This is a genomic window from Duganella levis (genome assembly GCF_009857605.1).
GTDB classification, from domain to species: domain Bacteria; phylum Pseudomonadota; class Gammaproteobacteria; order Burkholderiales; family Burkholderiaceae_D; genus Rugamonas; species Rugamonas levis.
The window spans coordinates 65,418-90,070 of sequence record NZ_WWCT01000010.1 but is presented as its reverse complement, the minus strand read 5'-3'; the positions used below and the strand labels follow the sequence as shown (position 1 = coordinate 90,070).

At 63.4% G+C, this 24,653-nt stretch carries 20 protein-coding genes; 19 read left to right on the top strand and 1 reads right to left on the bottom strand.

Annotation, left to right across the window (positions count from 1 at the left end; translation table 11 throughout):
• The first annotated feature begins 11 nt into the window (after positions 1–11).
• The 9 genes from GTP69_RS14110 to GTP69_RS14070 all read left to right on the top strand — a co-directional run bounded on the left by GTP69_RS14110 (position 12) and on the right by GTP69_RS14070 (position 10,002).
• Positions 12–308 (top strand): STAS domain-containing protein, encoded by a 297-nt coding sequence (locus GTP69_RS14110; RefSeq protein ID WP_161055474.1) that lies wholly within the window; start codon positions 12–14, stop codon positions 306–308.
• Between the two features lie 9 nt (positions 309–317).
• Entirely contained in the window at positions 318–2,489 is a 2,172-nt protein-coding gene (locus GTP69_RS14105) for a chemotaxis protein CheA (protein WP_161055473.1), read from the top strand.
• A 12-nt stretch (positions 2,490–2,501) separates the two neighbouring features.
• On the top strand, positions 2,502–3,056 hold the full coding sequence (locus GTP69_RS14100) for a chemotaxis protein CheW (RefSeq protein WP_161055472.1): 555 nt from the start codon (positions 2,502–2,504) through the stop codon (positions 3,054–3,056).
• 13 nt (positions 3,057–3,069) lie between these two features.
• The gene (locus tag GTP69_RS14095; protein ID WP_161055471.1) at positions 3,070–3,879 is read left to right on the top strand and encodes a CheR family methyltransferase; all 810 of its coding nucleotides are present in this window, start codon (positions 3,070–3,072) and stop codon (positions 3,877–3,879) included.
• On the top strand, positions 3,876–4,397 hold the full coding sequence (locus GTP69_RS14090; RefSeq protein WP_202424418.1) for a chemotaxis protein CheD: 522 nt from the start codon (positions 3,876–3,878) through the stop codon (positions 4,395–4,397). The genes GTP69_RS14095 and GTP69_RS14090 overlap by 4 nt, the downstream gene beginning before the upstream one ends.
• Positions 4,394–5,479 carry a protein-glutamate methylesterase/protein-glutamine glutaminase gene (locus tag GTP69_RS14085; protein WP_161055470.1) on the top strand — a complete coding sequence of 362 codons (1,086 nt, stop codon included), beginning with the start codon at positions 4,394–4,396 and terminating at the stop codon, positions 5,477–5,479. The genes GTP69_RS14090 and GTP69_RS14085 overlap by 4 nt, the downstream gene beginning before the upstream one ends.
• A gap of 8 nt (positions 5,480–5,487) precedes the next feature.
• On the top strand, positions 5,488–6,735 hold the full coding sequence (locus tag GTP69_RS14080; protein ID WP_229260941.1) for an EAL domain-containing response regulator: 1,248 nt from the start codon (positions 5,488–5,490) through the stop codon (positions 6,733–6,735).
• A gap of 13 nt (positions 6,736–6,748) precedes the next feature.
• Complete coding sequence (locus tag GTP69_RS14075; protein ID WP_161055468.1) at positions 6,749–8,431, top strand: methyl-accepting chemotaxis protein; 1,683 nt, start codon at positions 6,749–6,751, stop codon at positions 8,429–8,431.
• 95 nt (positions 8,432–8,526) lie between these two features.
• Positions 8,527–10,002 carry a methyl-accepting chemotaxis protein gene (locus tag GTP69_RS14070; RefSeq protein ID WP_161055467.1) on the top strand — a complete coding sequence of 492 codons (1,476 nt, stop codon included), beginning with the start codon at positions 8,527–8,529 and terminating at the stop codon, positions 10,000–10,002.
• 73 nt (positions 10,003–10,075) lie between these two features.
• Here GTP69_RS14070 and GTP69_RS14065 read toward each other — a convergent pair whose 3' ends face one another.
• A complete protein-coding gene (locus GTP69_RS14065) occupies positions 10,076–10,888 on the bottom strand; it encodes a class I SAM-dependent methyltransferase (RefSeq protein WP_161055466.1) in 813 nt (270 codons plus the stop codon).
• A 323-nt stretch (positions 10,889–11,211) separates the two neighbouring features.
• Here GTP69_RS14065 and GTP69_RS14060 point away from each other — a divergent pair, with 323 nt between their 5' ends.
• From GTP69_RS14060 to GTP69_RS14015, 10 genes are read left to right on the top strand one after another with little or no spacing between them, the layout of a single operon-like run.
• Positions 11,212–12,849, top strand: a complete 1,638-nt coding sequence (locus tag GTP69_RS14060) for a TldD/PmbA family protein (RefSeq protein WP_161055465.1) — start codon at positions 11,212–11,214, stop codon at positions 12,847–12,849.
• Positions 12,850–12,867: 18 nt separating this feature from the next.
• Entirely contained in the window at positions 12,868–14,205 is a 1,338-nt protein-coding gene (locus GTP69_RS14055; RefSeq protein WP_161055464.1) for a TldD/PmbA family protein, read from the top strand.
• A gap of 2 nt (positions 14,206–14,207) precedes the next feature.
• Positions 14,208–15,845, top strand: coding sequence for a TldD/PmbA family protein (locus GTP69_RS14050; protein ID WP_161055463.1), 1,638 nt, complete (start codon positions 14,208–14,210; stop codon positions 15,843–15,845).
• A 3-nt stretch (positions 15,846–15,848) separates the two neighbouring features.
• A complete protein-coding gene (locus GTP69_RS14045) occupies positions 15,849–17,186 on the top strand; it encodes a TldD/PmbA family protein (protein WP_161055462.1) in 1,338 nt (445 codons plus the stop codon).
• 8 nt (positions 17,187–17,194) lie between these two features.
• A complete protein-coding gene (locus GTP69_RS14040; RefSeq protein WP_161045553.1) occupies positions 17,195–17,818 on the top strand; it encodes a DUF4159 domain-containing protein in 624 nt (207 codons plus the stop codon).
• A gap of 5 nt (positions 17,819–17,823) precedes the next feature.
• Positions 17,824–18,825, top strand: coding sequence for an AAA family ATPase (locus GTP69_RS14035; RefSeq protein ID WP_161055461.1), 1,002 nt, complete (start codon positions 17,824–17,826; stop codon positions 18,823–18,825).
• 39 nt (positions 18,826–18,864) lie between these two features.
• Positions 18,865–19,746 (top strand): DUF58 domain-containing protein, encoded by an 882-nt coding sequence (locus tag GTP69_RS14030; protein ID WP_229260939.1) that lies wholly within the window; start codon positions 18,865–18,867, stop codon positions 19,744–19,746.
• On the top strand, positions 19,743–20,846 hold the full coding sequence (locus GTP69_RS14025) for a BatA domain-containing protein (protein WP_202424417.1): 1,104 nt from the start codon (positions 19,743–19,745) through the stop codon (positions 20,844–20,846). Before GTP69_RS14030 ends, GTP69_RS14025 begins: the two co-directional genes overlap by 4 nt.
• On the top strand, positions 20,830–22,860 hold the full coding sequence (locus GTP69_RS14020) for a DUF4175 family protein (RefSeq protein ID WP_161055459.1): 2,031 nt from the start codon (positions 20,830–20,832) through the stop codon (positions 22,858–22,860). Before GTP69_RS14025 ends, GTP69_RS14020 begins: the two co-directional genes overlap by 17 nt.
• A complete protein-coding gene (locus GTP69_RS14015; protein ID WP_161055458.1) occupies positions 22,857–24,632 on the top strand; it encodes a hypothetical protein in 1,776 nt (591 codons plus the stop codon). Before GTP69_RS14020 ends, GTP69_RS14015 begins: the two co-directional genes overlap by 4 nt.
• Positions 24,633–24,653: the final 21 nt, after the last annotated feature.

The following is a 24,653-nucleotide window of genomic DNA, read 5'->3' as shown; positions in this document are numbered from 1 at the left end:
CGGAGGCTGCGATGGCGGACGACGTTACCCGGATTTCCCTGGATGGCGAACTGACGATCTACCGCGCCGCCGATCTGAAAGTCAGCGTGCTGGAAGCGCTGCGCAAGACGCGCGTGCTGGAAGTCGATTTGTCCGGCGTGACCGAGCTGGATACCGCCGGCCTGCAAGTGCTGATGCTGGCCAAGCAGACCGCGACGGCGGAGCAGCGCGAGCTGCGGGTGCTGCAGCACAGCCCTGCGGTGGTGGAAATTATTGAGATGCTGGACCTGGTCGCCTTCTTCGGCGACGCCGTGCTGATACACGCTTGAGGGGACGCCATGAACCTGGACGACGCGCTACAGACCTTTATCGCCGAAAGCCGCGAGCTGCTGGAGGAGATGGAGAACGCGCTGCTGAATGTGGACCTGGCCGGCGACCAGGACGAAGCGATCAACGCCATCTTCCGTGCCGCGCACACCATCAAGGGCTCGGCGGGGCTGTTCAGCCTCGATCATATCGTCGCCTTCACGCACGTGGTGGAAAGCCTGCTGGACAAGGTGCGCGACGGCAGCGTGACGCTCAACGACGAGATGGTGGTGCTGCTGCTATCGTGCTGCGACTACCTGTCCGGCATGATCAACGGACTGGCCGCCGGCCAGCATGAGCAGAACCCCGACACCGCGCCGGAAGGCGAGATGCTGCAACAGCAGCTGCGCCGCCACATGGACGGCGAGGCGACGGCATCGTCGGCGGCGGTGGCGGCCCATCTGACGGTGAACGCGGAGCCCAGCGTCGAGCGCATCGACAGCGAACGTGGCGACAGCGACTACTGGCACATCTCGCTGCGCTTCGGCCGCGTGGTGCTGCAAAACGGTATGGATCCCATCGCCTTCCTGCGCTACCTGGGCAAGCTGGGACGCATCGTCGGCATCGCCACCATTCCGGATGCGCTGCCGGCCGCCGACGAAATGGATGCGGAGCTGTGCTACCTCGGTTTTGAAATCGCCTTCGACAGCACGGCCGACCGCGAAGCTATCGCCGGCGTGTTCGAGTTCGTGCAGGACGATTGCGAGATCCGCATCATCCCGCCCAACAGCAAGGTATCGGAGTACGTCAACCTGATACGCTCCTTGCCGGAGCGCGCCGCACGGCTGGGCGAGATCCTGGTGCGCTGCGGCAGCGTCACCGCGCACGAGCTGGAAGAAGCGCTGCACCAGCAATCCGGCAAGCAGGATGACGCGCCGGCGCAGCAGCTGGGCAGCATCCTGGTCGGCGCCGGCAATGTGCCGCCGGTGGTGGTGGAAGCCGCGCTGGCCAAGCAGAAGCAGGTCAGCGAACAGAAGGCGCAGGAGAGCCGTTCGATCCGCGTCGATTCCGACAAGCTGGATCGCCTGATCGATCTGGTGGGCGAGCTGATTATCGCCGGCGCGCGCGCCAACCTGATAGGCCAGCGCATCCAGAATACCGAACTGCTGGAATGTACTTCGACGCTCACCGGCCTGGTGGAGGACGTGCGCGACGCCGCACTGGAACTGCGCATGGTGAAGATCGGGGCCACCTTCAACCGCTTCCAGCGTGTGGTGCACGACGTCGCGCGGGAACTGGGCAAGGACATCGGCCTGATTGTCGACGGCGAGGATTCGGAGCTGGACAAAACCGTGGTGGAAAAAATCGGCGATCCGCTGATGCACCTGGTGCGCAACGCCATGGACCACGGCATCGAGCCGGCCGAAGTGCGCGTGGCTGCGGGCAAACCGGCCAAGGGTATGATCAAGCTGAATGCCTTCCACGAATCGGGCAGCATCGTGATTGAGGTCAGCGACGACGGCGGCGGCCTGCGCAAGGAGAAGATCCTGGCCAAGGCCATCGAGCGCGGACTGGTGGACCCGGAGCGCAAGCTGACCGACAGCGAAATCTACAACCTGATTTTTGAAGCCGGTTTCTCGACGGCGGAGAAGATCACCAACCTGTCCGGGCGTGGCGTCGGCATGGACGTGGTGAAGCGGAATATCCAGGCGCTGCGCGGCAGCGTGGACGTCGGCAGCAAGGAAGGTCAGGGCACCACGGTGACCGTGCGCCTGCCGCTGACGCTGGCCATCATCGACGGCTTCCTGGTGCAGGTGGGATCGTCGGTATTCGTCATCCCGCTGGACATGATCGAAGAGTGCATCGAGTACGCCACCGAGCCGGGACAGGACTACACCAACCTGCGCGGCCAGGTGCTGCCGTTGGTGCGCCTTCGCCAGGTGTTCCGCATCGACGGCGCGGCCACGCGGCGCGAGAGCATCGTGGTACTCAAGTTCGGCAACCAGCGCGCCGGGCTGGTGGTCGATACGCTGCTGGGCGAATTCCAGACCGTGATCAAGCCATTGAGTCCTTTGTTCAGCGAAGTCAAATGCATCAGCGGCTCCACCATCCTGGGCAGCGGCGAGGTGGCCTTGATACTGGACGTGGCGGCCCTGATGCATGTCGTCGGCGCCAAGGGCGCTGTGGCGGCGCTGGCCGCATAGGAGAACCATCAGATGAACGCTGCAAACGAATCCTCTTCCAGCGTGGCCAACTACGGCAGCAGCGCCATCGCCGCGCTGCAAACCGAGGCCGCGCTACCGAGCCAGTTTCTCACCTTCATGCTGGGCGATGAGCAGTACGCGGTCGGCATCCTGCACATCAAGGAAATCATCGAATACGGCAGCCTGGCGACAGTGCCGATGATGCCGGAATGCGTGCGCGGCGTGATCAACCTGCGCGGCGCGGTGGTGCCGGTGATGGACCTGTCGGCGCGCTTCGGCCGTCCGCCCAGCGTGATCGGCAAGCGTAGCTGCATCGTCATCGTGGAAGCCGGCGGAGAAGAGAAGCAGGTGCTGGGCATGCTGGTGGACGCGGTCAACGCGGTGGTGGAAATCGCCGCGGCGGATATCGAACCGCCGCCGTCGTTCGGCACCCGCATCCGGCCCGACTTCATCGCCGGCATGGGCAAGCACAGTGGCCGCTTTGTGATCCTGCTCGACATCGAGCGCGTGCTGTCGGGCGAGGAGATTGTCGATATGGCGCGCAGCACCGCTGCCGCCCTGGCGTGAATCGCGGTGCATCATGACCGTGGCGATGATCACCGAGCGCGAGTTCCTGCAATTCCAGCGCTTTATCTTCGACGCCGCAGGGATCACCATGTCCGACGGTAAGCAGGCGCTGGTCAGCGGCCGCCTGGCCAAGCGGCTGGCGCATTATCAGCTCGATAGCTACAGCGACTATCTGCGCCTGCTGGAAAGCCGCGCGCAGCCGGCCGAATTGCAGGTGGCGGTGGATCTGCTGACCACCAACGAGACTTACTTCTTCCGTGAGCCCAAGCACTTTGCGCTGCTGCGCGACGTGGCGCAGGAGGCACACGACAAGAGCCGCGCGCTGCGCGTGTGGAGCGCGGCCAGTTCCAGCGGCGAGGAACCGTACAGCATCGCCATGGTGCTGGCCGACGTGATGGGCGTGGACGGTGCCTGGGAAGTGCTGGGCACCGACATCAGCACCCGCGTGTTGCAGCGCGCCCGCAGCGGCCATTATCCGATGGAGCGGGCGTCGCAGATGCCGCAGCATTACCTGAAGCGTTTCTGTCTCAAGGGCCAGGGCACGGAAGAAGGCACCATGCTGATCGAACGTCCGCTGCGGCAGCGCGTGCAGTTCCAGCATCTGAACCTGAATGCGCCGCTGCCCCGCCTTGGCACGTTTGACGTGATCTTCCTGCGTAATGTGATGATCTACTTTAGCCTGGAGACCAAGCGCCAGGTGGTGGCGCGGTTGCTGGCGCAGCTGCGGCCGGGCGGCTACTTCCTGATCGGCCACTCGGAAACGCTGAACGATATCAACGATACCTTAACCGCAGTCGCACCGTCGATTTATCGCAAGCCATGAACGACGCCAAGTTGATCGATATCTTCCTGATGCCGGGTGATTACTTCGTCGGCGACGGGCAGTATCGGGTGCGTACTTTGCTGGGGTCGTGCGTGTCGATCACGCTGTGGCATCCGGCGCTGCGCATCGGCGCCATGTCGCACTTCCTGCTGCCGGGCCATGGGCGGCGCAAGAGCGACCGGCCGAACGACAAGCCGGGCATGTATGGCGCCGACGCCATGCAGCTGCTGGTGGACGGCATGGCGCAGCAGGGCGTGCCGCTGATCCAGTGCCAGGGCAAGATCTTCGGCGGCGGCGCGATGTTCCCGCGCAGCGACAAGGTCAAGGATATCGGCATGCAGAACGGCGATTACGCGCGCAGCATGCTGCAGCAGCACGGCATACAAGTGGTGTCCGAAAGCCTGTTCGGCGAAGGGCACCGTCAACTCATCTTCACCATCCGTAACGGCGAGGTGCTGAGCCGCCAGGTTCCGCCGGAACCCGGATGGGGCAACGCAGGAGCAAGGATTCAGGCATGAGTGAAATCAAGGTCATGATCGTCGACGATTCCGCCGTGGTGCGGCAGGTGCTGAGCGGCCTGCTGAACGCAGCGCCCGGCATCACCGTCACCCATGCGGTGGCCAACCCGCTGTTGGCGATCGAGCGCATGAAGGTGCAGTGGCCGGACGTGATCGTGCTGGATGTGGAGATGCCCAAGATGGACGGCATCACCTTCCTGCGCAAGCTGATGACCGAACATCCGACGCCGGTGGTGATCTGCTCGACCTTGACGGAGAAAGGCGCGCAGACCTCGGTGGAAGCGCTGACTGCCGGTGCGGTCGCCATCATCACCAAGCCGCGCCTGGACCTGAAGCAGTTCTTGCATGACAGCGCCGATGAACTGGTTTCCGCCGTGCGCGCCGCCGCCGGCGCCCATGTGGGCAAGCTGGCGGCGCGCGCCCTGGCCTCGCCACAACCGCCGCCGGTCACCGTCAAGCTGAATGCGGACGCCATCCTGCCGCCCACCGATGCGCGGCCGATGACCGCCACCACGGAACGGGTGGTGGCCATCGGCACTTCCACCGGCGGCACGCAGGCGCTGGAGGAAGTGCTGACGGCGCTGCCGCGCGTCTCGCCCGGCATCGTGGTGGTGCAGCACATGCCGGAGAAGTTCACTGCGGCGTTTGCGGCGCGGCTGGACAGCGTGTGCGAGGTGCGCGTGAAGGAGGCCGAGAACAACGACCGCGTGCTGCAAGGGCAGGTGCTGATTGCGCCGGGTGGCAAGCATATGCTGTTGCGGCGCACTGGCGCGCAGTATTTCGTGGAGGTGGTGGATGGGCCGCTGGTCAATCGCCACCGGCCATCGGTGGATGTGCTGTTCCGCTCCGCCGCGCGCGCGGCCGGCGCCAATGCGCTGGGCGTGATCATGACCGGCATGGGCGACGACGGCGCGGCCGGCATGCTGGAGATGCTGAAGGCCGGCGCGCGCACGGTGGCGCAGGACGAGGCAAGCTGCGTGGTGTATGGCATGCCGAAGGAAGCGGTGAAGCGCGGCGGCGTCGAGAAGTCGGTGCCGCTGAACGCGATCTACCGCGAAATCCTGCAGCAGCTTCAATACTGAACATGAACATGCCAACCACTTCCGCTCCCTGGGCCGGCCGCCGCGTGCTGGTGGTCGAGGATAGCGCCGTGCAACGCGGTTATCTGGTCGGCCTGCTGCGGCAGCTGGAGTTTGGCGATATCTTTGAAGCGGCCGACGGCAACGAAGCCTTGCAGCTGCTGGAGCGCGAACGGCACGACCGAATTTTCCTGGTGCTGACCGATCTGGAAATGCCCGGCATGGACGGCATCGAACTGACCTGCCAGCTGCGCGAACGCGATCTGGCGGAAAACCTGATCGTGGTCAGCGCGCGCGATCCGCGCCTGCTGGAGATCATCGAAAACATGGCCTGCGAGGACGCCTCCATCGGCCTGCTGGGGACCTTGCTCAAGCCGGTGCAGCTGGATTCCCTGACGCAGCTGCTGTCCAAGGTCAATGATCGCAGCAGCGATTGCCGGCCCGCCGCGCCACCGCCGCCGGCGCAAGCTTCGTTGGAAGAGCTGGCGCAGGCGCTGGAGCGCAAGGAATTCCTGCCCTGGTTCCAGCCCAAGATCGCCATGCAGACCGGCCAGCTGAAAGGCGTGGAAGCGCTGGCGCGCTGGCAGCATCCGCAACGCGGGCTGCTGTCGCCGGCTTACTTCATCGACACGCTGGAAGGGCATCCGCTGATGGCCGACTTTACGCTGGCGCTGGTGCAGCAGGTATTGCAGTACATGCTGCACTGGCAGCAGGCCGGCCTGCCGCCGTTGACGGTGTCGGTCAACCTGTCTGCCGACAACCTGTCCGACCGCGCCTTCATCGATCGCCTGACGGCGCTGGTGATGCAGTCCGGCGTGGCGCCAGCGTCGCTGGTGTGGGAGGTGACCGAGACCAGTGTGATGCGCCAGCTGTCGCAGGCGCTGACCAATATGGGCCGCTTGCGGCTGATGGGCTTTGGGCTGGCGATGGACGATTTCGGCATCGGCTATTCATCGATGCAGCAGTTTGCGCGCTGCCCGTTCACCGAATTGAAAATCGACCGTGCCTTCGTCAACGGCGCGGCGCAATGGCCTAACCGCCTGATGGTGTTGAAAAGCGCGCTCGATCTGGGCCAGAGCCTGGGCGTGGCAACGGTGGCGGAAGGCGTGGAAACGGTGGAGGACTGGAAGCTGCTGCGCGACCTCGGTTGCGATCTGGCGCAGGGCTATCTGCTGGCCAAGCCCATGCCGGCCGAGGAGTTGGTGGGGTGGATGCGACAGGACCGGCGCCGCTTGCGCGCGTTGGCGGGGATGGAATAACTAGGAGAACCTCATGTTGGCGAAATTGACAGTCAGGACCAAGATCCTGGCGCTGATTGCTGTGGCAGTGCTGGCGTTGTTGTTGGTGGTGGTGATCGCCTTCCAGGGGCTGAAAAAGGAAGGCGAGATGTTGGCGGAAATCGGCCGGAACCGCATGCCGTCGGTGCAGGCGCTGATGACCATCAACGAAGGCAAGACCGGCATCCGTTCCTCCAACCGCGCGGCGGAAGCCGGCGCATCGTATCCGGAGAACACGGCGGAAATCGCGCAGCAGATCAAACGCCGCGCGGAGATTTTTGCGCAGATCGACCAGGCCTGGAAAATCTACGATGCGCTGCCGCAGGCGCCCGAGGAAGCCACGGTGTGGAAGACCTTCGTCAAGGCCTGGGAGACGTGGAAGAACAAGGATGCGGAATTCGGCACCTTGCTGACGCAGATCCAGGGCGCCGACCCGGCCAGGCGCAAGGACTTGTTCATCGCGCTGCATAACAATCAGCTCGACAACCGCAACGCCTTCCACGAGCTGGAAACCAATCTGGATAAGCTGGTGGAGCTGAATGTGCGCTATGGCGAGGAGGCGGTGAAGGAAGCCGATGCCGCATCGGCCTCCGCTGCTTCGCGCATGACTACCGCCTCCGTGGTGGCGCTGGCGCTGCTGGTGGCACTGGGCCTGGTGATCCTGCGCGGCATCATGAAGCAGCTGGGCGGCGACCCTTCGTATGCAGCGGACATCGTGCGGCAGGTGGCCGACGGCGACCTGAGTGCGGAGGTGCTGCTCAAGGCCGGCGACACCAGCAGCCTGCTGGCGGCGATGAAGGGCATGATCGACAAGCTGTCCAGCGTGGTGCAGGAAGTGAACAACGGCGCCGAGGCGCTGGCGTCGGCGTCGGAAGAAGTCAGCGCCACGGCGCAGTCCTTGTCGCAGGCGGCCAGCGAACAGGCGGCGGGCACCGAGGAGACCAGCGCTTCGGTCGAGCAGATGACGGCCTCGATTTCGCAGAACACCGAAAACGCCAAGGTCACCGACAGTATCGCCAGCAAGGCCGCGCTGGAAGCGGCGGAGGGCGGCGCGGCGGTCAAGTCTACCGTGGCGGCGATGCAGCAGATCGCCAAGAAGATCAGCATCATTGACGATATCGCCTATCAAACCAATCTGCTGGCGCTGAACGCGGCCATCGAGGCGGCGCGCGCGGGCGAACATGGCAAGGGCTTTGCCGTGGTGGCGGCCGAAGTGCGCAAGCTGGCGGAGCGTAGCCAGGTGGCGGCGCAGGAAATCGAACAGGTAGCATCCAGCAGCGTGGAACTGGCGGAGAAGGCCGGGCATCTGCTGGATGAAATGGTGCCGAATATCCGCCGTACCTCGGACCTGGTGCAGGAGATTACGGCGGCGTCGGAAGAGCAGTCGGCCGGTGTTGGTCAAATCAACTCGGCGGTGACGCAGCTGAGCCAGACCACGCAGCAGAACGCGTCCAGCTCCGAACAGCTGGCGGCGACGGCGGAAGAGATGAGCGCCCAGGCGGAGCAGCTGCAACAGGCCATGTCCTTCTTCAAGCTGGCCGGTGGCAAGCGGCCGGTGCGCGCGCCGGTAGTAAAACAGAAGCCACGCCGCGCCGGCCGCCAGCCCGTCGGCACGGGCTCCAGCCGCCGCATGCCGGAGATGAGCGACCCCGATGAGACAAACTTCGTGAAGTTCTGACGCTGGAATGGCGCACGGTTATTTTTGGTGAGAATTAGCGGGAAATATTGGTTCACAATGAATCGTGATCCCGTCTCTCCAAGGAGTACCCGCCCATGTTCAAGCAGATGAAAATGGAGACCCGGCTGCATGCCGGGTTTGGCCTCGTTGTTGTATTGGTGGTGCTGATGGGCGTGATCGCCTTCAGCAAGCTGACGTCCCTGCACGATCACTGGACCGACTTTGAAAACGTCACGCTGGCACGCAAGAACGCCGTGCTGGAAGCGGTGACGGCGCACGGCCGCGCGGTGCGTCACTTCAAAAATTATATCCTCCGTGGCCCAGACAGCAATGTGCAGTTCCGCACCGAACTGGCGGCCATCGAAAAAGAGATGGCTGCCTACCGCGATGCCGGTTCGCTGACTGCGGAAGAACAGGCGCTGTTGGGCGAGGTGCTGACCAGCGTCAAGGCGTATGACCACAGCATGGGACAGCTGGAAGCCATGCACGAAAAGGGCATGACGGCGCTGGAGATGGACAAGAACATCAAAGGAGCGGATGAGGCCATCGCCGCCGCCCTGCGCAAGCTGCTGAAGGTGAACGACGCCGAGACCAAGGGCGAGTCGGCCGCCATGACGGATGTGACCAACTCCGCGAAGCAGATGATATTGGTGGTGGATGTCGTGATCGCGATTCTCGGTTGCGTGCTGGCGGTATGGCTGGCACGCAGCCTGTCGTCGATTGTGCGTGATGTGCAGATGGTGGTGTCCGGATTGTCCAGTGCATCGCAGGAGGTCAGTGCGACGGCGCAGTCCTTGTCGCAGGCGGCCAGCGAGCAGGCGGCGGGCGTGGAGGAGACCAGCGCCTCCATCGAGCAGATGACGGCGTCGATTGCGCAGAATACCGAGAACGCCAAGATCACCGATGGTATCGCCACGCAGGCGGCGGTGGAAGCGGCGCGCGGCGGCGAGGTGGTGAAAGCCACCGCGTCGGCCATGAAGCAAATCGCCGGCAAGATCGGCATCATCGACGATATCGCTTACCAGACCAATTTGCTGGCGCTGAATGCTGCCATCGAAGCGGCGCGCGCGGGTGAGCATGGCAAAGGGTTTGCGGTGGTGGCGGCCGAGGTGCGCAAGCTGGCCGAGCGTAGCCAGGTGGCGGCGCAGGAGATCAGCGCGGTGGCGGCGGACAGCGTCAAACTGGCGGAGCAGGCGGGCGAGATGTTCGATCAGCTGGCGCCGAATATTCGCAAGACGTCGGAGCTGGTGCAGGAGATTACGGCGGCCTCGGAAGAGCAGTCGTCCGGCGTGCGGCAGATTAATGGCGCGGTGATTCAGCTGAGCGAGACTACGCAGGTGAATGCGGCCAGTTCGGAAGAGCTGGCGGCGACGGCGGAAGAAATGAGCGCGCAGTCGGATCAGCTGCGGCGCCTGATGGCTGTGTTCAAGCAGTACGCGGTGGACGACGCGCCGCGCGTGGCATTACGGCGGCCGACGGTGTTGAAGAACGCCGCTGCCGCGAGGCCGGTGCGTACGGTCGGGTTGGTGTCCGACAGCACCCCGGACGAAACCAAATTCACGCGGTTCTGACTATTACCCCGCAGGTCGATCAGCGGCGGGGTCTGACCCCGTACGGGGTCAGACCCCTCTCACGCAGTGCGGGTTACGGCTTGACGAATTTGAGCGTCATGCGGTCGCTCTCGCCGATGGCCTGGTACTTGGCGCGGTCTTCATCCTTGTTGGCATAGGTCGGCGGCAGTGCCCACACGCCGCCCTTGTGATCGGCGGTGTCCTTCGGGTTGGCGTTGACTTCCGAACGGCCGGCCAGCTTGAAGCCTGCCGCTTCCGCCAGCTTGATCACATACTGCTCCTGCATATAACCGCTGCTGGCCGTCGCATCCTGCGTCTTCGACGCCGGCAGGCGATGCTCTTCCACACCCAGCACGCCGCCCGGTTTCAGCACCGTGTACAGGTTGCCGAACAAATCCTTCATCTTGTCCGGACCCAGCTCGATCCAGTTGTGGATATTGCGGAAGGTCAGCACCATGTCGACGCTGTTCGGCGCCGCCAGCTCGTATTTGCGGCCCGGCGAGAACACGCCAATCGCCACCTTGTTGTAAGCCTCCGGCTTGGCGTTCAAACGCGCCATGAAGCGCTCGGCGCCGCGGCGTTCACCTTCGTTCGGCGACGCCAGGTCATTGCCGCCCGTGATCAGCTTGCCGTGATCGCGCAGGTACGGCGCCAGGATCTCGGTGTACCAGCCGCCGCCCGGCGCCAGCTCCACCACCGTCATGGTCGGCTTGATGCCGAAGAAGCTCAGCGTCTCGTACGGATGGCGATAGACATCGCGCTTGACGTTGTCCGGCGTGCGCGTTGGCGCGGCGATGGCGGCCTTCAGCGCGTCGTCGGCCTGCGCGGCGTTGTTCACGCCGACCAGCGTCATGGTGGCGATAGCCGCCAGGATAAATCGTTTCATGCACAGTCTCCTGATGTGTGGTGGTGAGCGCGATCATCGGCCAAGCACTCAAACAGGTCAAGCGAAAAGGCGTCGCCGCACTGCGCCGGTGCGCGGACAAGCTGCGGACACTTCGCGGACACCCTGCGGACACCGCCCGGACAAAAACGGACACTTCATCAAACATGCCACACTAATAAAACAGACACTTGCACAACACTTGTCGATGGCATACATTTTGCAATCCGTGTTCTTAATCCGCCGCTAATATTGGCAAATCACTAGAACAGGCGACGGATATTTTGCCAAATGGGCGGCTGGCCCACAACAATGTTGGAGATACTATGGAACGACGTGCTTTCCTCAATATCAGTAGTCTGGCGCTGGGCACGATGCTGTTGCCCTCCTTTGGCCGCGCCATCGCTGCAGAAGAACTGCTGACGCAAGTGGATGTGAAGTTCAAAAAAGCCCTGGCCGACACCGCGATGACGGCCGCCACTCAGGCCGGCGCTTCCTACTGCGACGTGCGCGTGGGCCGCTACCTGAATCAGTTCATCACCACGCGTGACCTGAACGTGGAAAACGTCACCAACACCGAATCGGCCGGCGTCGGCGTGCGCGTGATCTCCGGCGGCGCCTACGGCTTTGCCGCCACCAACGACATGACGCCGGACGGCGTGGCAGCCGCCGCGCGCCAGGCGGTCGCCATCGCCAAGGCCAACGCCAAACTGCAAACCGAACCGCTGATCCTGGCGCCGGTAAAAGGCGTGGGCGAAGTGGCGTGGGCCACGCCGATCACCAAGGACTGGCGCACGGTGCCGATCAAGGAAAAGGCCGAGCTGCTGATCGCCGCCAACAAGGCCGGCATGGACGGCGGCGCCAGCTTCATGCAGTCCTTGCTGTTCCAGGTGAACCAGCAGAAGTACTTCGCATCGACCGACGGCTCCTACATCGACCAGGACGTGCACCGTTTGTGGGTGCCGTTCTTCGCCACCGCCGTCGATCAGAAAGAGAACAAGTTCCGTTCGCGCCAGGGCCTGTCGGCACCGGTTGGCATGGGCTACGAATACCTGGACGCGCGGCCCGAGCACAAGCTGCAAGCGGCGGGCGGCGTGACCACGCTGTACACCAAGTCCTACGACATCATCGAAGATGCGCGCCTGGCCGGCAAGCAGGCAAAGGCCAAGCTGAAAGCCAAGTCGGTCGAACCGGGCAAGTACGATCTGGTGCTGTCGCCGGAACACCTGTGGCTGACCATTCACGAATCCGTCGGCCACCCGACCGAACTGGATCGCGTGCTGGGCTACGAGGCCAATTACGCCGGTACCAGCTTCGCCACGCTGGACAAATGGCAGTCGAAGAAATTCAAATACGGTTCGGACCTGGTCAACATCGTGGCCGACAAGACCACGCCAGATTCGCTGGGCGCGGTCGGCTATGACGACGAAGGCGTCAAGTGCAAGAACTGGGACATCATCAAGGACGGTATCCTGGTCAACTATCAGGCCACGCGCGACCAGGCCCACATCATCGGCGAGAAGGAATCGCACGGCTGTTCGTATGCGGACAACTGGGCCAATGTGCAGTTCCAGCGCATGCCGAACGTCTCGCTCAAGGCCGGCGCCAAGAAGCAGACGCCGGACGAAATGATCAAGGACGTCAAGAAGGGCATCTACATCGTCGGCGACGGCTCGTTCTCGATCGACCAGCAGCGCTACAACTTCCAGTTTGGCGGCCAGCTGTTCTACGAAATCAAGAACGGCAAGATCGGACAGCAGCTGGAAGACGTGGCCTACCAGTCCAACACCCAGGAGTTCTGGAACGCCTGCGTGGGCATCTGCGACGAGCGCGATTGGCGCATGGGCGGTTCCTTCTTCGACGGCAAGGGCCAGCCACCGCAAGTGTCCATCGTGTCGCACGGCGCGGCGACCACGCGCTTCAACGGCATCAACGTGATCAACACCGCCCGCAAGATCGGCTAAGTCCTGGAGAGAGACAAGATGAAATTCCTGAGTCAAGAAGAGACCAAGCGTATCAGCGACAAACTGCTGTCGCTGACCAAGGCCGACCAGTGCGAGGTCACCATCAACGGCAGCCGCAAGGGCAATATCCGCTATGCGCGCAACGCCGTCTCCACCGCCGGCCTGATTGAAGACACGCAGCTGGTGGTGTCAGTCGCCTTCGGCAAAAAACAGGGCACGGCTTCCGTCAATGAGTTCGACGACAAGTCGCTGGAAAAAGCCGTGCGCCGCGCGGAAGACCTTGCGCGCCTGGCGCCGGAAAATCCGGAGTTCATGCCGACGCCGACCAAGCAAGAGTACAAGGCGTCGCAGACCTTCTTCCAGAAGACCGCCGACATCGATCCTGAATTCCGCGCGCAGGTGGCGGCTTACAGCATCGAGAACTCGCGCAAGAACAAGCTGGTGGCGGCAGGCTTCTTCACTGACGGCACGCAGTTCACTTCCATTGCCAACTCCAACGGCGTGTTCGGCTACCAGACCGATACGGGCCTGGACTTTACGCTGACGGTGCGCACCGAAGACGGCCGTGGTTCCGGCTGGGTCAAGCGCAGCGTCGGCGATGCCAGCAAGTTCGATGCGCGCGCCGCGTCGGATGTCGCCATCGAGAAGGCTTTGCGGTCGGTCGATGCCAAGGCGCTGGAACCGGGTCGCTATACGGTGATCCTGGAGCCGGCCGCCACCTCCGACGTGCTGGCGTATATGTTCAATTCCTTCAGCGCGCGTTCGGCCGACGAGGGCCGCAGCTTCCTGTCGAAAAAAGGCGGCGGCAATCGTATGGGCGAAAAGCTGTTCGATGAGCAGGTCAATGTGTGGGCCGACCCGTGGGACAAGGATGTCGCCGTACTGCCTTGGGATACCGGTAGCATGCTGGCGCGCGAACGCCAGGACATCATCAAGAACGGCCGCATCGCCAATCTGGATTACTCGCAGTACTGGGCCAAGAAGCAGGGCAAGCGCGCCATCGGCACGCCGGGCAATATCATCATGGCCGGCACCAACAAGTCGACCGAAGAGCTGATCGCCAATACCAAGAAGGGCATCCTGGTCACGCGTACCTGGTATATCCGCATGGTGGACCCGCAGTCGGTGCTGCTGACCGGCCTGACGCGCGACGGCACCTTCTACATTGAGAACGGTAAGATCAAGCATCCGATCAAGAACTTCCGCTTCAATGAAAGCCCGGTATCGATGCTGAACAATATCGACGAAATCGGCAAGCCGGAGATTCTGTCGGGCGATGAGTCGCAGTACCAGTTGCTGATTCCGGCCATGAAGGTCCGCGACTTCAACTTCACTTCCTTGTCGGACGCGGTGTAATCATGGAGCGACGTTCATTCTTAAAAGTGGGCGCCGTCGCTGGCGGCAGCCTGCTGGTGCCGGTCTTCGGTAACGCGATTGCAGCCGAGGAGCTGCTCAACCCCATGGCGGTGCAGTTCAAGAAATCGCTGGCCGACGCCGCAATGAACGCCGCGACCAAGGCCGGTGCCTCGTACTGCGACGTGCGCATCGGCCGCTATCTGAACCAGTTCATCACCACGCGTGACCTGAACGTGGAAAACATCGTCAACACCGAATCATCTGGTGTCGGCGTGCGTGTGATTGCCGGCGGCGCTTATGGCTTCTGCTCGACCAACGTGATGACGCTGGACTCGGTGGCCGATGCGGCGCGCCAGGCGGTCGCCATCGCCAAGGCCAACGCCAAGCTGCAAACCGAGCCGGTGGTGCTGGCGCCGGTCAAAGGCGTGGGCGAAGTGGCTTGGGCCACGCCGTTCAAGAAGGACTGGCGCGCAGTGCCGATCAAGGACAAGGCGGACATGCTGCTGGCCGCGAACAAGGCCGGGCTGGATGCCGGCGCCAGCTTCATGGCGGCCAACCTGTTCCAGGTGAACCAGCAGAAGTATTTTGCTTCTACCGACGGTTCGTATATCGACCAGGACATCCATCGTCTGTGGTCGCCGTTCACCGCCACCGCTGTCGATAAGGCCAGCGGCAAGTTCCGCACCCGCGACGGCCTGTCGTCGCCGGCCAGCATGGGCTTTGAATTCTTCGACTGCAAAGCGGAGAACCGCGTCAAGGCTGCCGGCGGCGTCACCACGCTGTACAAGGGCGCTTACGATCTGATTGAAGATGCGCGCGCGGCGGGCCGCCAGGCACGCGAGAAGTTGACCGCGAAGACGGTCGATCCGGGCAAGTACGATCTGGTGCTGTCGCCGGAACACCTGTTCCTGACCATTCACGAGTCGGTCGGCCACGCCACCGAGCTGGATCGCGTGCTGGGCTACGAGGCCAATTATGCCGGCACCAGCTTCGCCACGCTGGACAAGTGGAAGTCGAAGAATTTCAAGTATGGCTCGGAGCTGGTGAACATCGTCGCCGACAAGACCACACCGGCTTCGCTGGGCCTTGTGGGGTATGACGATGAAGGCGTTGCTTCCAAGCGCTGGGACTTGATCCGCAACGGCATCCTGGTCAACTACCAGGCCACGCGCGACCAGGCGGCCATCATCGGCGAGAAGGAATCGCAGGGCTGCTCGTATGCAGACAGCTGGAGCAGCGTGCAGTTTCAGCGCATGCCCAACGTATCGCTGGAAGCGGGCAAGAAGCAGCTGACGCCGGACGAGATGGTCAAGGATGTCAAGAAAGGTATCTACATCCTGGGGCGCGGTTCGTATTCGATCGACCAGCAGCGCTACAACTTCCAGTTTGGCGGCCAGCTGTACTTCGAAATCAAGAACGGCAAGATCGGCAACCAGCTGGAAGACGTGGCCTACCAGTCGAACACGCAGGAGTTCTGGAACGCCTGCACCGCGCTGTGCGATGAACGCGACTGGCGCATGGGCGGCTCGTTCTTCGACGGTAAAGGCCAGCCTAGCCAGGTGAGCGCCGTGTCGCATGGTTCGCCAACGACGCGCTTCAACGGCATCAACGTAATCAACACCGCTCGCAAGATTGGATAACAGATGAAGATGCTGAATCAGGAAGAAGCAAAACGCGTTTGCGACAAGCTGATGTCGCTGTCCAAGGCGGACGAGTGCCGGGTGCAGATCAGCGGCACGCGCAACGGCAATATCCGCTATGCGCGCAATGCGGTGTCGACGGCTGGCCTGGCGGAGAACACGCAACTGACGGTGAGCGTCGCTTTCGGCAAGCGCCAGGGTACTGCCTCCATCAACGAGTTTGACGAAAAATCGCTGGAGAAGGTGATCCGCCGTGCCGAAGATGTGGCGCGCCTGGCGCCGGAAAATCCGGAGTTCCAGCCGGCGGTGAAAAAGCAGGATTACAAATCGTCGGCCACCTTCAGCGAGGCCACTGCGGCCATCGATCCGGAGTACCGCGCCGAAGTAGCGTCGCTGAGCATCAACTCGGCGCGCAAGCACGGGCTGGTGGCGGCGGGCTTCTTCAGCGATACCAACGGCTTTGAAACGGTGGCCAACTCGAATGGCGTGTTCGGCTACCAGACCTTGAGTAACCTCGGCTTCACCGTCACCACGCGCACCGAAGATGGCCGCGGCTCCGGTTGGGTGACGCGCTCCGCCAACGACGCGCGCAAATTTGACGTGCGCGAAGCTTCCGAGATCGCCATCGAGAAGGCGCTGAAATCGGTCGATGCGAAAGCGCTGGAGCCGGGCCGCTACACGGTGATCCTGGAGCCAGCGGCGACGTCGGAAATCATCGGCCGCATGTTCGGCGCCTTCGATGCGCGCCAGGCCGACGAAGGCCGCAGCTTCCTGTCGAAGAAGGGCGGCGGCAATCGCCTCGGCGAGAAGCTGTTCGATGAGCAGGTCAATATCTGGGCCGATCCGTGGAATCCGGACGTCCCGGTGCTGCCGTGGGATGGCCAGGCCATGCTGGCGCGCGAGCGCGCGGACGTGGTCAAGGGCGGCAAGATCGCCTCGCTGGACTACACGCGCTACTGGGCCGAGAAACAGGGCCAGCGAGCCACCGGTCGTCATGGCAACATGATCATGGCCGGCGGCGGCAAATCGACCGAGGAGCTGATTGCATCGACCAAGAAGGGCATTCTGGTCACCCGCTCCTGGTATATCCGCATGGTCGATCCGCAGTCGCTGCTGCTGACCGGCTTGACGCGCGACGGCACGTTCTACATCGAGAATGGCAAGATCAAGCATCCGGTGAAGAACTTCCGCTTCAACGAAAGCCCGGTATCAATGCTGAACAATATCGATGAACTGGGCAAGCCGGTGGTGATCGGCGGCGACGAGGTGCGCTATCAGATGCTGATTCCGCCGATGAAGGTGCGCGACTTTAACTTCACGTCCTTGTCGGACGCGGTGTAAGGACGGCTGTGGCCTCGTACGATTTTTATTTCACGCGCCTGACTTACGAGTCGGGTGATTGGGATGTGGATGTTCGCATGCCCAGCAATGTGCTTAACTCGCTGGTGGAGTACACCACTTTGCGGGTCGATCCCGTTGAGCGCATTGTTGCGCTGTCCGATCCGAAGATGCTGGAGGCGCCGTTCTGCTATTTCGCCGGACACAAGCTGGTGCAGTTCACGGCGGCCGAACGCAAGAACCTGGAGCGCTACATCAAGGGCGGCGGCTTTCTGTTCGTGGACGACTGCAACCACGATATCGACGGGCTGTTTGCGAAATCGTTCGAGGCTGAAATCGGCCGTATCTTCGGGGCCAAGGCGCTGCACAAGATCCCAAACAATCATCCGATCTATTCGAGCTTCTTCAAGTTTGAAGATGGCCCGCCGAATACCGGCGTGGAGCTGAACGGCTGGGGCGACGATCTGGTACACGACTATCTGAAGGCGATTGAGGTCGGAGGCCGCGTGCGGCTTTTGTACAGCAACAAGGACTACGGCTGCGAGTGGGATTACGACTTCCGCAACAAGCGATTCCTCGCGGTCGACAATACCCGCTTTGCGGTCAATATCATTCAATATGCGTTGGGAGCGTAGTTATTATGGCTGATGGTGCAATCGCCTGGAGCGAAAATGAAATCGGCGCGCTGACCGCCAAGGTGAAGGCGCTCAAGGCCAGCATGGCGCGCGTGATCATCGGCCAGGAAAACGTGATCGATTCGCTGATCATCTGTCTGCTGGCCGGCGGCCATGCGCTGGTGGAGGGCGTGCCGGGACTGGGCAAGACGCTGCTGGTCAAGTCGCTGTCGCAGGCGACGGAGCTGGACTTCCATCGCGTGCAGTTCACGCCGGACCTGATGCCGTCGGATATCGTCGGCACCGAGATCCTGGAAGAAGACCATGCGACGCGCAAGCGCGAATTCCGCTTCCAGCAAGGGCCGGTGTTCACGCAGGTGCTGCTGGCCGATGAAATCAACCGCGCGCCGCCGAAGACGCAATCGGCTTTGCTGGAGGCGATGCAGGAACGTTCAGTCACCTTCGCCGGCCAGACGCACAAGTTGCCCAAGCCGTTCTTCGTGCTGGCGACGCAGAATCCGATCGAGCAGGCCGGCACCTATCCGCTGCCGGAAGCGCAGCTGGATCGCTTCCTGCTGCGCATCGATGTGGTGTATCCGACCGAGGCCGAGGAAATCGCGATGGTGTCGGCCACCACCCACGCCGGCCTGAAAGACGCCGATCCGGTGATGGACGTCGCCACGCTGCTGCGCCTTCAGCAACTGGTGCGCGATATCGAAATCGGCGAGCATCTGCTGGCGTACGCCACGCGCCTGGTGCGCGCAACGCGCCCGGCGCTGACCATAGTACCCGCGGTGCAGAAACATATCGCCTGGGGTGCGGGGCCGCGTGCCGGCCAAGCGCTGGTGCTGGCCTCCAAGGCGCGCGCGCTGATGCAAGGCCGCCTGGCCGTGACGCGCGAAGACATCGCCGAGATGCTGCTGCCCGTGCTGGCGCACCGCGTGCTGCGCAACTTCGAAGCGGAAGCGGATGGCGTGGCAATCGCCGACATCCTGCAAGCGCTGCGCGAACATATTCGCCCGGACTAAGCTGCGATGCAATCGACCGCAACACAGCCCGCTGGTGCAATGACCGCCATGCTGGCCCAGACCAGGGATCTGGATCTGGTGATCCGTCACGTGCTGGCGGGTCTGGGCCATGGCATTCATATCGGTCGCGAGCGCGGCGCCGGTGTTGAATTCTCCGAGTACCGCGCCTACGCCCCCGGCGACGAATGGCGGCGTGTGGACTGGAAACTGCTGGCGCGCGCCGACCGCTATTTTGTTCGCGAGGCGGAGCGTGATAGCCATGTCGCAGTCTGGCTTTGGCTCGACGCCACGGCGTCGATGGCGGAGCCGAGCCGCGAGATCAATGGCATCGATAAGCTGTGGTTTGCGCGCACCGTGCTGGCTTGTGTGGCGGCCATCGCGCAACGCCAGGGTGACGCTTTCGGGCTGGTGGTATGCAGCGCCGAGAAGGTTGACTACATGCCGGCTGCGCGCGGGCCGCGTCAGCTTCAGCGGGTGCTGGCGGCGCTGAACAAGGCGACGCCGCAGGGCGAGCTGCCATCGGCTGAAACGCTGCGCGCCAGCCTGCATTTCGCGCGTGCGCCGGGCATGATCTTCGCCGCCAGCGATTTCCTCGACTGGCCATCGCCGCTCAGCGAGGCTTTGCTTCGTTTGCGGAATATGCGCCACGACGTGCGTCTGCTCACGCTGCGCACGCAGGCGGAGGTGGACGCCAGTTTCAAATCCGGCGCCGGCTACCGCGATCCGGAGCGCGACGATGGCCTGCATCGCATGAGCAACGCCGAACGCGAACACTACAAGCAGCAAAGCCTCGCGCACTTCGGCAGCGTGGCGGCAAGCTGTCGTCAACATAACATCGTCCACTACGAGGCGCGCATCGAGCAGCCATTGAGTGGCGTTTTGCGCAGCTGGTTGCAGCTGGCGGGAGCGCGGGCCAGATGATCTTGAGTTCTTATCCCTGGTGGTGGCTGGCATTGCCGTTGCTGCTGTTGCCGGTGTGGTGGCATCGCCAGAAGCGCCAGCGCCTGAAAGCCGAGCCGCTGGCTACTGCGCGCTTCCTGCCGTCGGCGCCGCCGGAGCAATTGCGTGTCTGGCAATGGCGCGACAAGGTGCTGTTGCTGGTGCGCTGCCTGCTGCTTGTAACGTTGATCGCCTGGCTGGCCGCCACCATCTTCCCGTGGCGTGGCGACACGGTGATGATTGATGCCGGTGCTGACAAAGCGTGGGCCGAGCAGCAAATCTCCGCCGCAGGCTTTACCGCCGCCGCGCGCATCGACCTGCCGCCCAATCCGCTGGCATGGCTACGCGCCAATGAACGCGATTGGCGTTCGACAGCGCGATTGCTCATCGTCGCCCGCGCCGATCAAATCGCCATGCCGGCCCGCGTGCCGCAATTCAGCCACCAGCTAGAACTGCGCACCGCTAACGTACCGGCCGCCCCGCCGGCCGCAATCGCGCAGCACATCGTGCTGGCCGCACCGGCCGCTCGCGCGCCGGCATGGCAATCATTGTTCGCCGCCTTCGACGTTGCCGGCAACGCAGCCACGCGCCACCAACTCGCCACCGAACCAGACGCCGGCACGACGCTGATCGTATGGGACACGCCCGCCACCTCACCGCCCGGCAACTGGCGTGCCCCGCACTGGTGGATCGCGCCGTCCGCCGCCGTGACTCCCAGCCTTGCGACCACCGCCTCCGGCGCGACCACGAGCGCCATTGCCGGCTTCCCCGAGCTGGCCTCCGCGACCAAGCTGACGATTAACGGCATCACTCTGCGCTATGCCGATTCACCGCGCGGCCGCCTGTGGACCTCGGACGCCTTCCCGCCACGCGACGCCGACACCGCCCGCGCGCTGTACGAAGCCTGGCAACTGCTCTCCGCCGCGCCGGCACCAGCCTACGCCACACCATCCCAAACCTTCAGCGCCACCCGCAGCGCGCTGCCCGCCATCACCAACGCCAAGCCAGCCTACTGGCTCGCCTTGGCCCTGTTGGCGCTTTTCATCCTCGAACGGACCCTCACGCATGCACGGCGAAACTGACCACCTGTGCCGCCGCCTCTGGACCACCATCTGGCGCCGCCGCGCCCCGCAATGGCTGGCCGCACTCTTGCCAATGCTATTGGCCAGCCGGATGCTACCCGCCACCCGCATCGCCATGGCAGCAGCCATCACCCTCTGGGCAATCTGCGCCATTGCCGACGGCTACCGCTGGAAGCAACGCATCGCCGAACAATGGCAATCGTGGCTCAACGCCGCCATCCCATCACTGGAAGACAGCAGCGAACTACTGACAAGCGATGCCAAAACGCCCATCGCCAAACTTCAGCAACAACGCCTGCAAGCCCGCCTTGCCAGCGCGCTCACAGACGCAGACTACCAGCGCATCGCCCGCACCCAGGCACGCCTCTCCATCTGGCCGCTGCTGCTCGCCATCCTTGCCACCGGCGCAGCCATCGCATGGCAAGGCCAACCCGTACCAACGCCACCACCACCACCAGTGGCGGCCCACGCCAACAAACCAATCATTGACGGCGAGGTATACCTCAGCGTTACACCGCCAGCCTACACCGGCGTCAAACCGTTTGAGACCGGCGCGCGCGACATCCAGATCCCGCAATACACCGACGTCCGCTGGTGCGTCCGCAACGCCACCGGCGCCGAACCCGCCGTCGAACTTGGCGACGGCCATACGCTCGCCATCGGCAAAGACTGCGCCAAGCTCCGCGTTGAAGACTCTCTGTTCTGGCGCGTACGCGGCACCTCCGCCACCCGCTACAACATCCGTGTCACGCCGGACCAGGCACCGCAAGTCAGCATCATCGAGCCGACAGAACTGATCCACCTGCTGCAAAAAGACGCCAAGTCAGTACAAATCTCCGTTAGCGCCCGCGACGACTACGCCATCGTTCGCGCCAGCCTGCACATGACCCTCGCGCGCGGCAGCGGTGAAAACATCCGCTTCAGCGACAAGGAAGTCCCGCTGCCGCAATCCAGCGATCCCAAATCGCGCAGCTGGGAAAAACAATGGACGCTGGCGGAACTCGGTATGGAACCCGGCGATGAGCTCTACTTCTTCGTCCGCGCCACCGACAACGCGCCGGAGAACCCGCATACCGCGCAATCGCCAACCTACACGCTGCGCCTGCCCGGACCGGAAGCCGAGAGCCTGGACTCCACCGCATTGCCATCCATGAGCAAACCGGAAAACCTGCGTAGCCAGCGCCAGATCATCATCGACACCGAACAACTGGTCGCCGACCTGAAAGCCAATCCCGGCATGCCGGCCGCTACCCAGCGCTCGCGCAGCGAAGGCATCGCCGCCGACCAGGCCGCGCTGCGCCTGCGCTACGGCCAATTCCTCGGCGAAGAATCGAGCCTGTTCGGCGATGAAGAACATGAGCATGAGCATCACGGCCAGGAAAAAGCCGGCAGCGAAATCAGCGTCATGAAGGAATTCGGGCACGCGCACGATGTTGAGGACAACGCCACCATCTTCGATCCGCAGACGAAGGCGGTCCTCAAACGAGCACTGTCCGCGATGTGGGACGCGGAAAAATCGCTGCGCGCCGTCTCGCCCAAGACCGCGCTGCCGCCGGAGTACAAGGCGCTGGACGCCATCAAGGAATTGCAGGCCGCAGAGCGCGTCTACCTGCACCGCACTGCTTTTGTGCCGCCGGCGCTGAAGGAAGAGAAGCGCATGACCGGCGACATCGTCGGCGCCATGAGCTACAAGCGCGCGCAAGGTGCGGCCAGCGACACGGTGCCGGCCGAAGTGCGCGATCTGGTTCAGGCGCTGTCGCAGGATGGTGCCTTGCCGGCATTGTGGAGCAAGGCAGCGCGTGAGGCGATTGCCGCGCGCATCAGCGATCAGGAACAGAAACTGAGCGCACAGCGCGCCGTGCAGGATGTTCAGGATGGCTGTGTGCCATGCCGTGCCGAGTTGCGCGCGTGGCTGCGCGGCACGCTGACCGACGCCCCTGTGCTGCTGCAAGCACGCCCCTTGGCGGATACGCCATTCCGTCAGGCGTGGAGCGGTAAGGAGCAGGCTAAATGATTATTTCTACTGACCTGGCGAATATTGCGCCGCCGTTGGCAGCGCTGGCTGCTGGCTTGATCAGCGCCGTGCTGTATGGCCGCAAGCGCCGCTGGATCGACGCAGCGTTGACTGGCGTGGCGGGCGCCGCGCTGGCGGTGGCGATAGCAGATGTGCGTTTGCCTGTTGGCGCGGCGGCGCCGTTGGCCGTCAGCACAGAAGCGGGCCGCATCAGCGCGTCCGATCTTTATGCGATTCCGGCGGCATCCGGCATTGTGTTGAGTGGCGACGGTGTACGCGAGGCGGAGTGGCGCGATTTGCCTGCGCGTCCGCTGCAATGGAAGCCTGCGGCGGCGGATTTGCTATGGCTGGATTTCCCGCGTTCGATGTCGGTAGGCCGTATCTTTTCGCTGACTGTGCGGCGTTCTTCCGCGCCGGGGCAGTGGCGCTTGCAGCTGCTGGCTGAGAATAAGCAAGTACTGGCGGATTCTGGTTTGGCGGCGGAGTCGCAGTTGTCCGTGCAGTGGTTGCCGCCGGTGGCGGAGGCTATGGTGCTCCAAGCTCGCCTGCTCGACAAGGATGGCAAGGCGATTGCGCAGGGACCTATACCGTTGCAGGTAAAGGATGCGGTGCCATTGCAGATTCAGGGGCGTTTCGATGCGCCGTCGTTTGACTCGCGGGCCTTGAATCAGTTGCTGTCCGATGGTGGTGCGGTATTGGATTGGAATGTCACGCTGGGCAAATCGATTACGCGCAGCGAGACTGCGCGCGCGCCGCTGGTGGCGGCCAATGCGGTGTTTGTCGATGCGGCGTATGTGGAGCATTTGAGTTCTGCGGCGCGCGCGGCTTTGCTGGCGCAGGCAGGCAAGGGCGTGCCGCTGGTGGTCCTGGGCGGGAATGCTTCCGATGCCGGTATGTGGCAGCGGGATTTTGGTTTGTCGCTGCGCCAGCAATCGCCAACCACGGAAAAGGAGGATGTGCGGCAGTTTGGCGCGCTGTCGCTGCCGCCGGCGCAATTGAATCCTTCGGAGAGTGTTTCGGCGTCGTGGACTGTGCTGGCGCGGGATGGGCGAAAGCAGCCGTGGTTGTGGCAGCGTGGTCTTGGTCAGGGACGCGTGGTGTGGATAGGCGTGGCGGATTGGCATAAGTATGCGATTAGCTCGCCGCACGCGCTGGCGTTGTGGTGGCAGTCGGCGATGGATTTGATCTCGCTTGATGGCATGCAAAAAGCGGTTTGGCAGATGAACGATCCACTGCCTGTACCGGGATTGCGCAGTGAGGTGTGCGCGCAGGGTATGAAGGACGGGGCGGCGTTGACAGCCGAAGGCTACGCGGCCATGACGCTGGCTGCGCGCACGGACAAGGCGGATGCTGTGTGTGCGGCATTCTGGCCGCAGAAGGCTGGCTGGATGAAGTTCCGCGCGGCGGGCATGGCGGAGCAGGGCGAGGAATACGTCTACGCCGCCAGCGATTGGCCCGCGTGGCAGAAGGCGTTGCGCCGCGCCGCGACCATGCAGTACGCCGCCCGCTCCGCGCCAATGGTCGCCGGCCAGGGCGCTGCCGCCACGACGGCCGATGCCACTGTCGTTACGCGCAGCGGTGCTGCCAACGCCACGGCTTCGGCCAGCGCCGCGGCCATCGACACCGCAGTCCAAGTCTCTGCCGGCGCTGGCATCGCGGATGGCGGCAGTTGGCCGGGCGCGCGGGTGGCTGGCGTGCTATTTGGGCTGGTGCTGCTAGCTTTGTGGTGGCGTGAGCAACGGCAGATCGGCGGCGCTGGCGATAGGTTATGATATCCGGCACATCAGCCACGA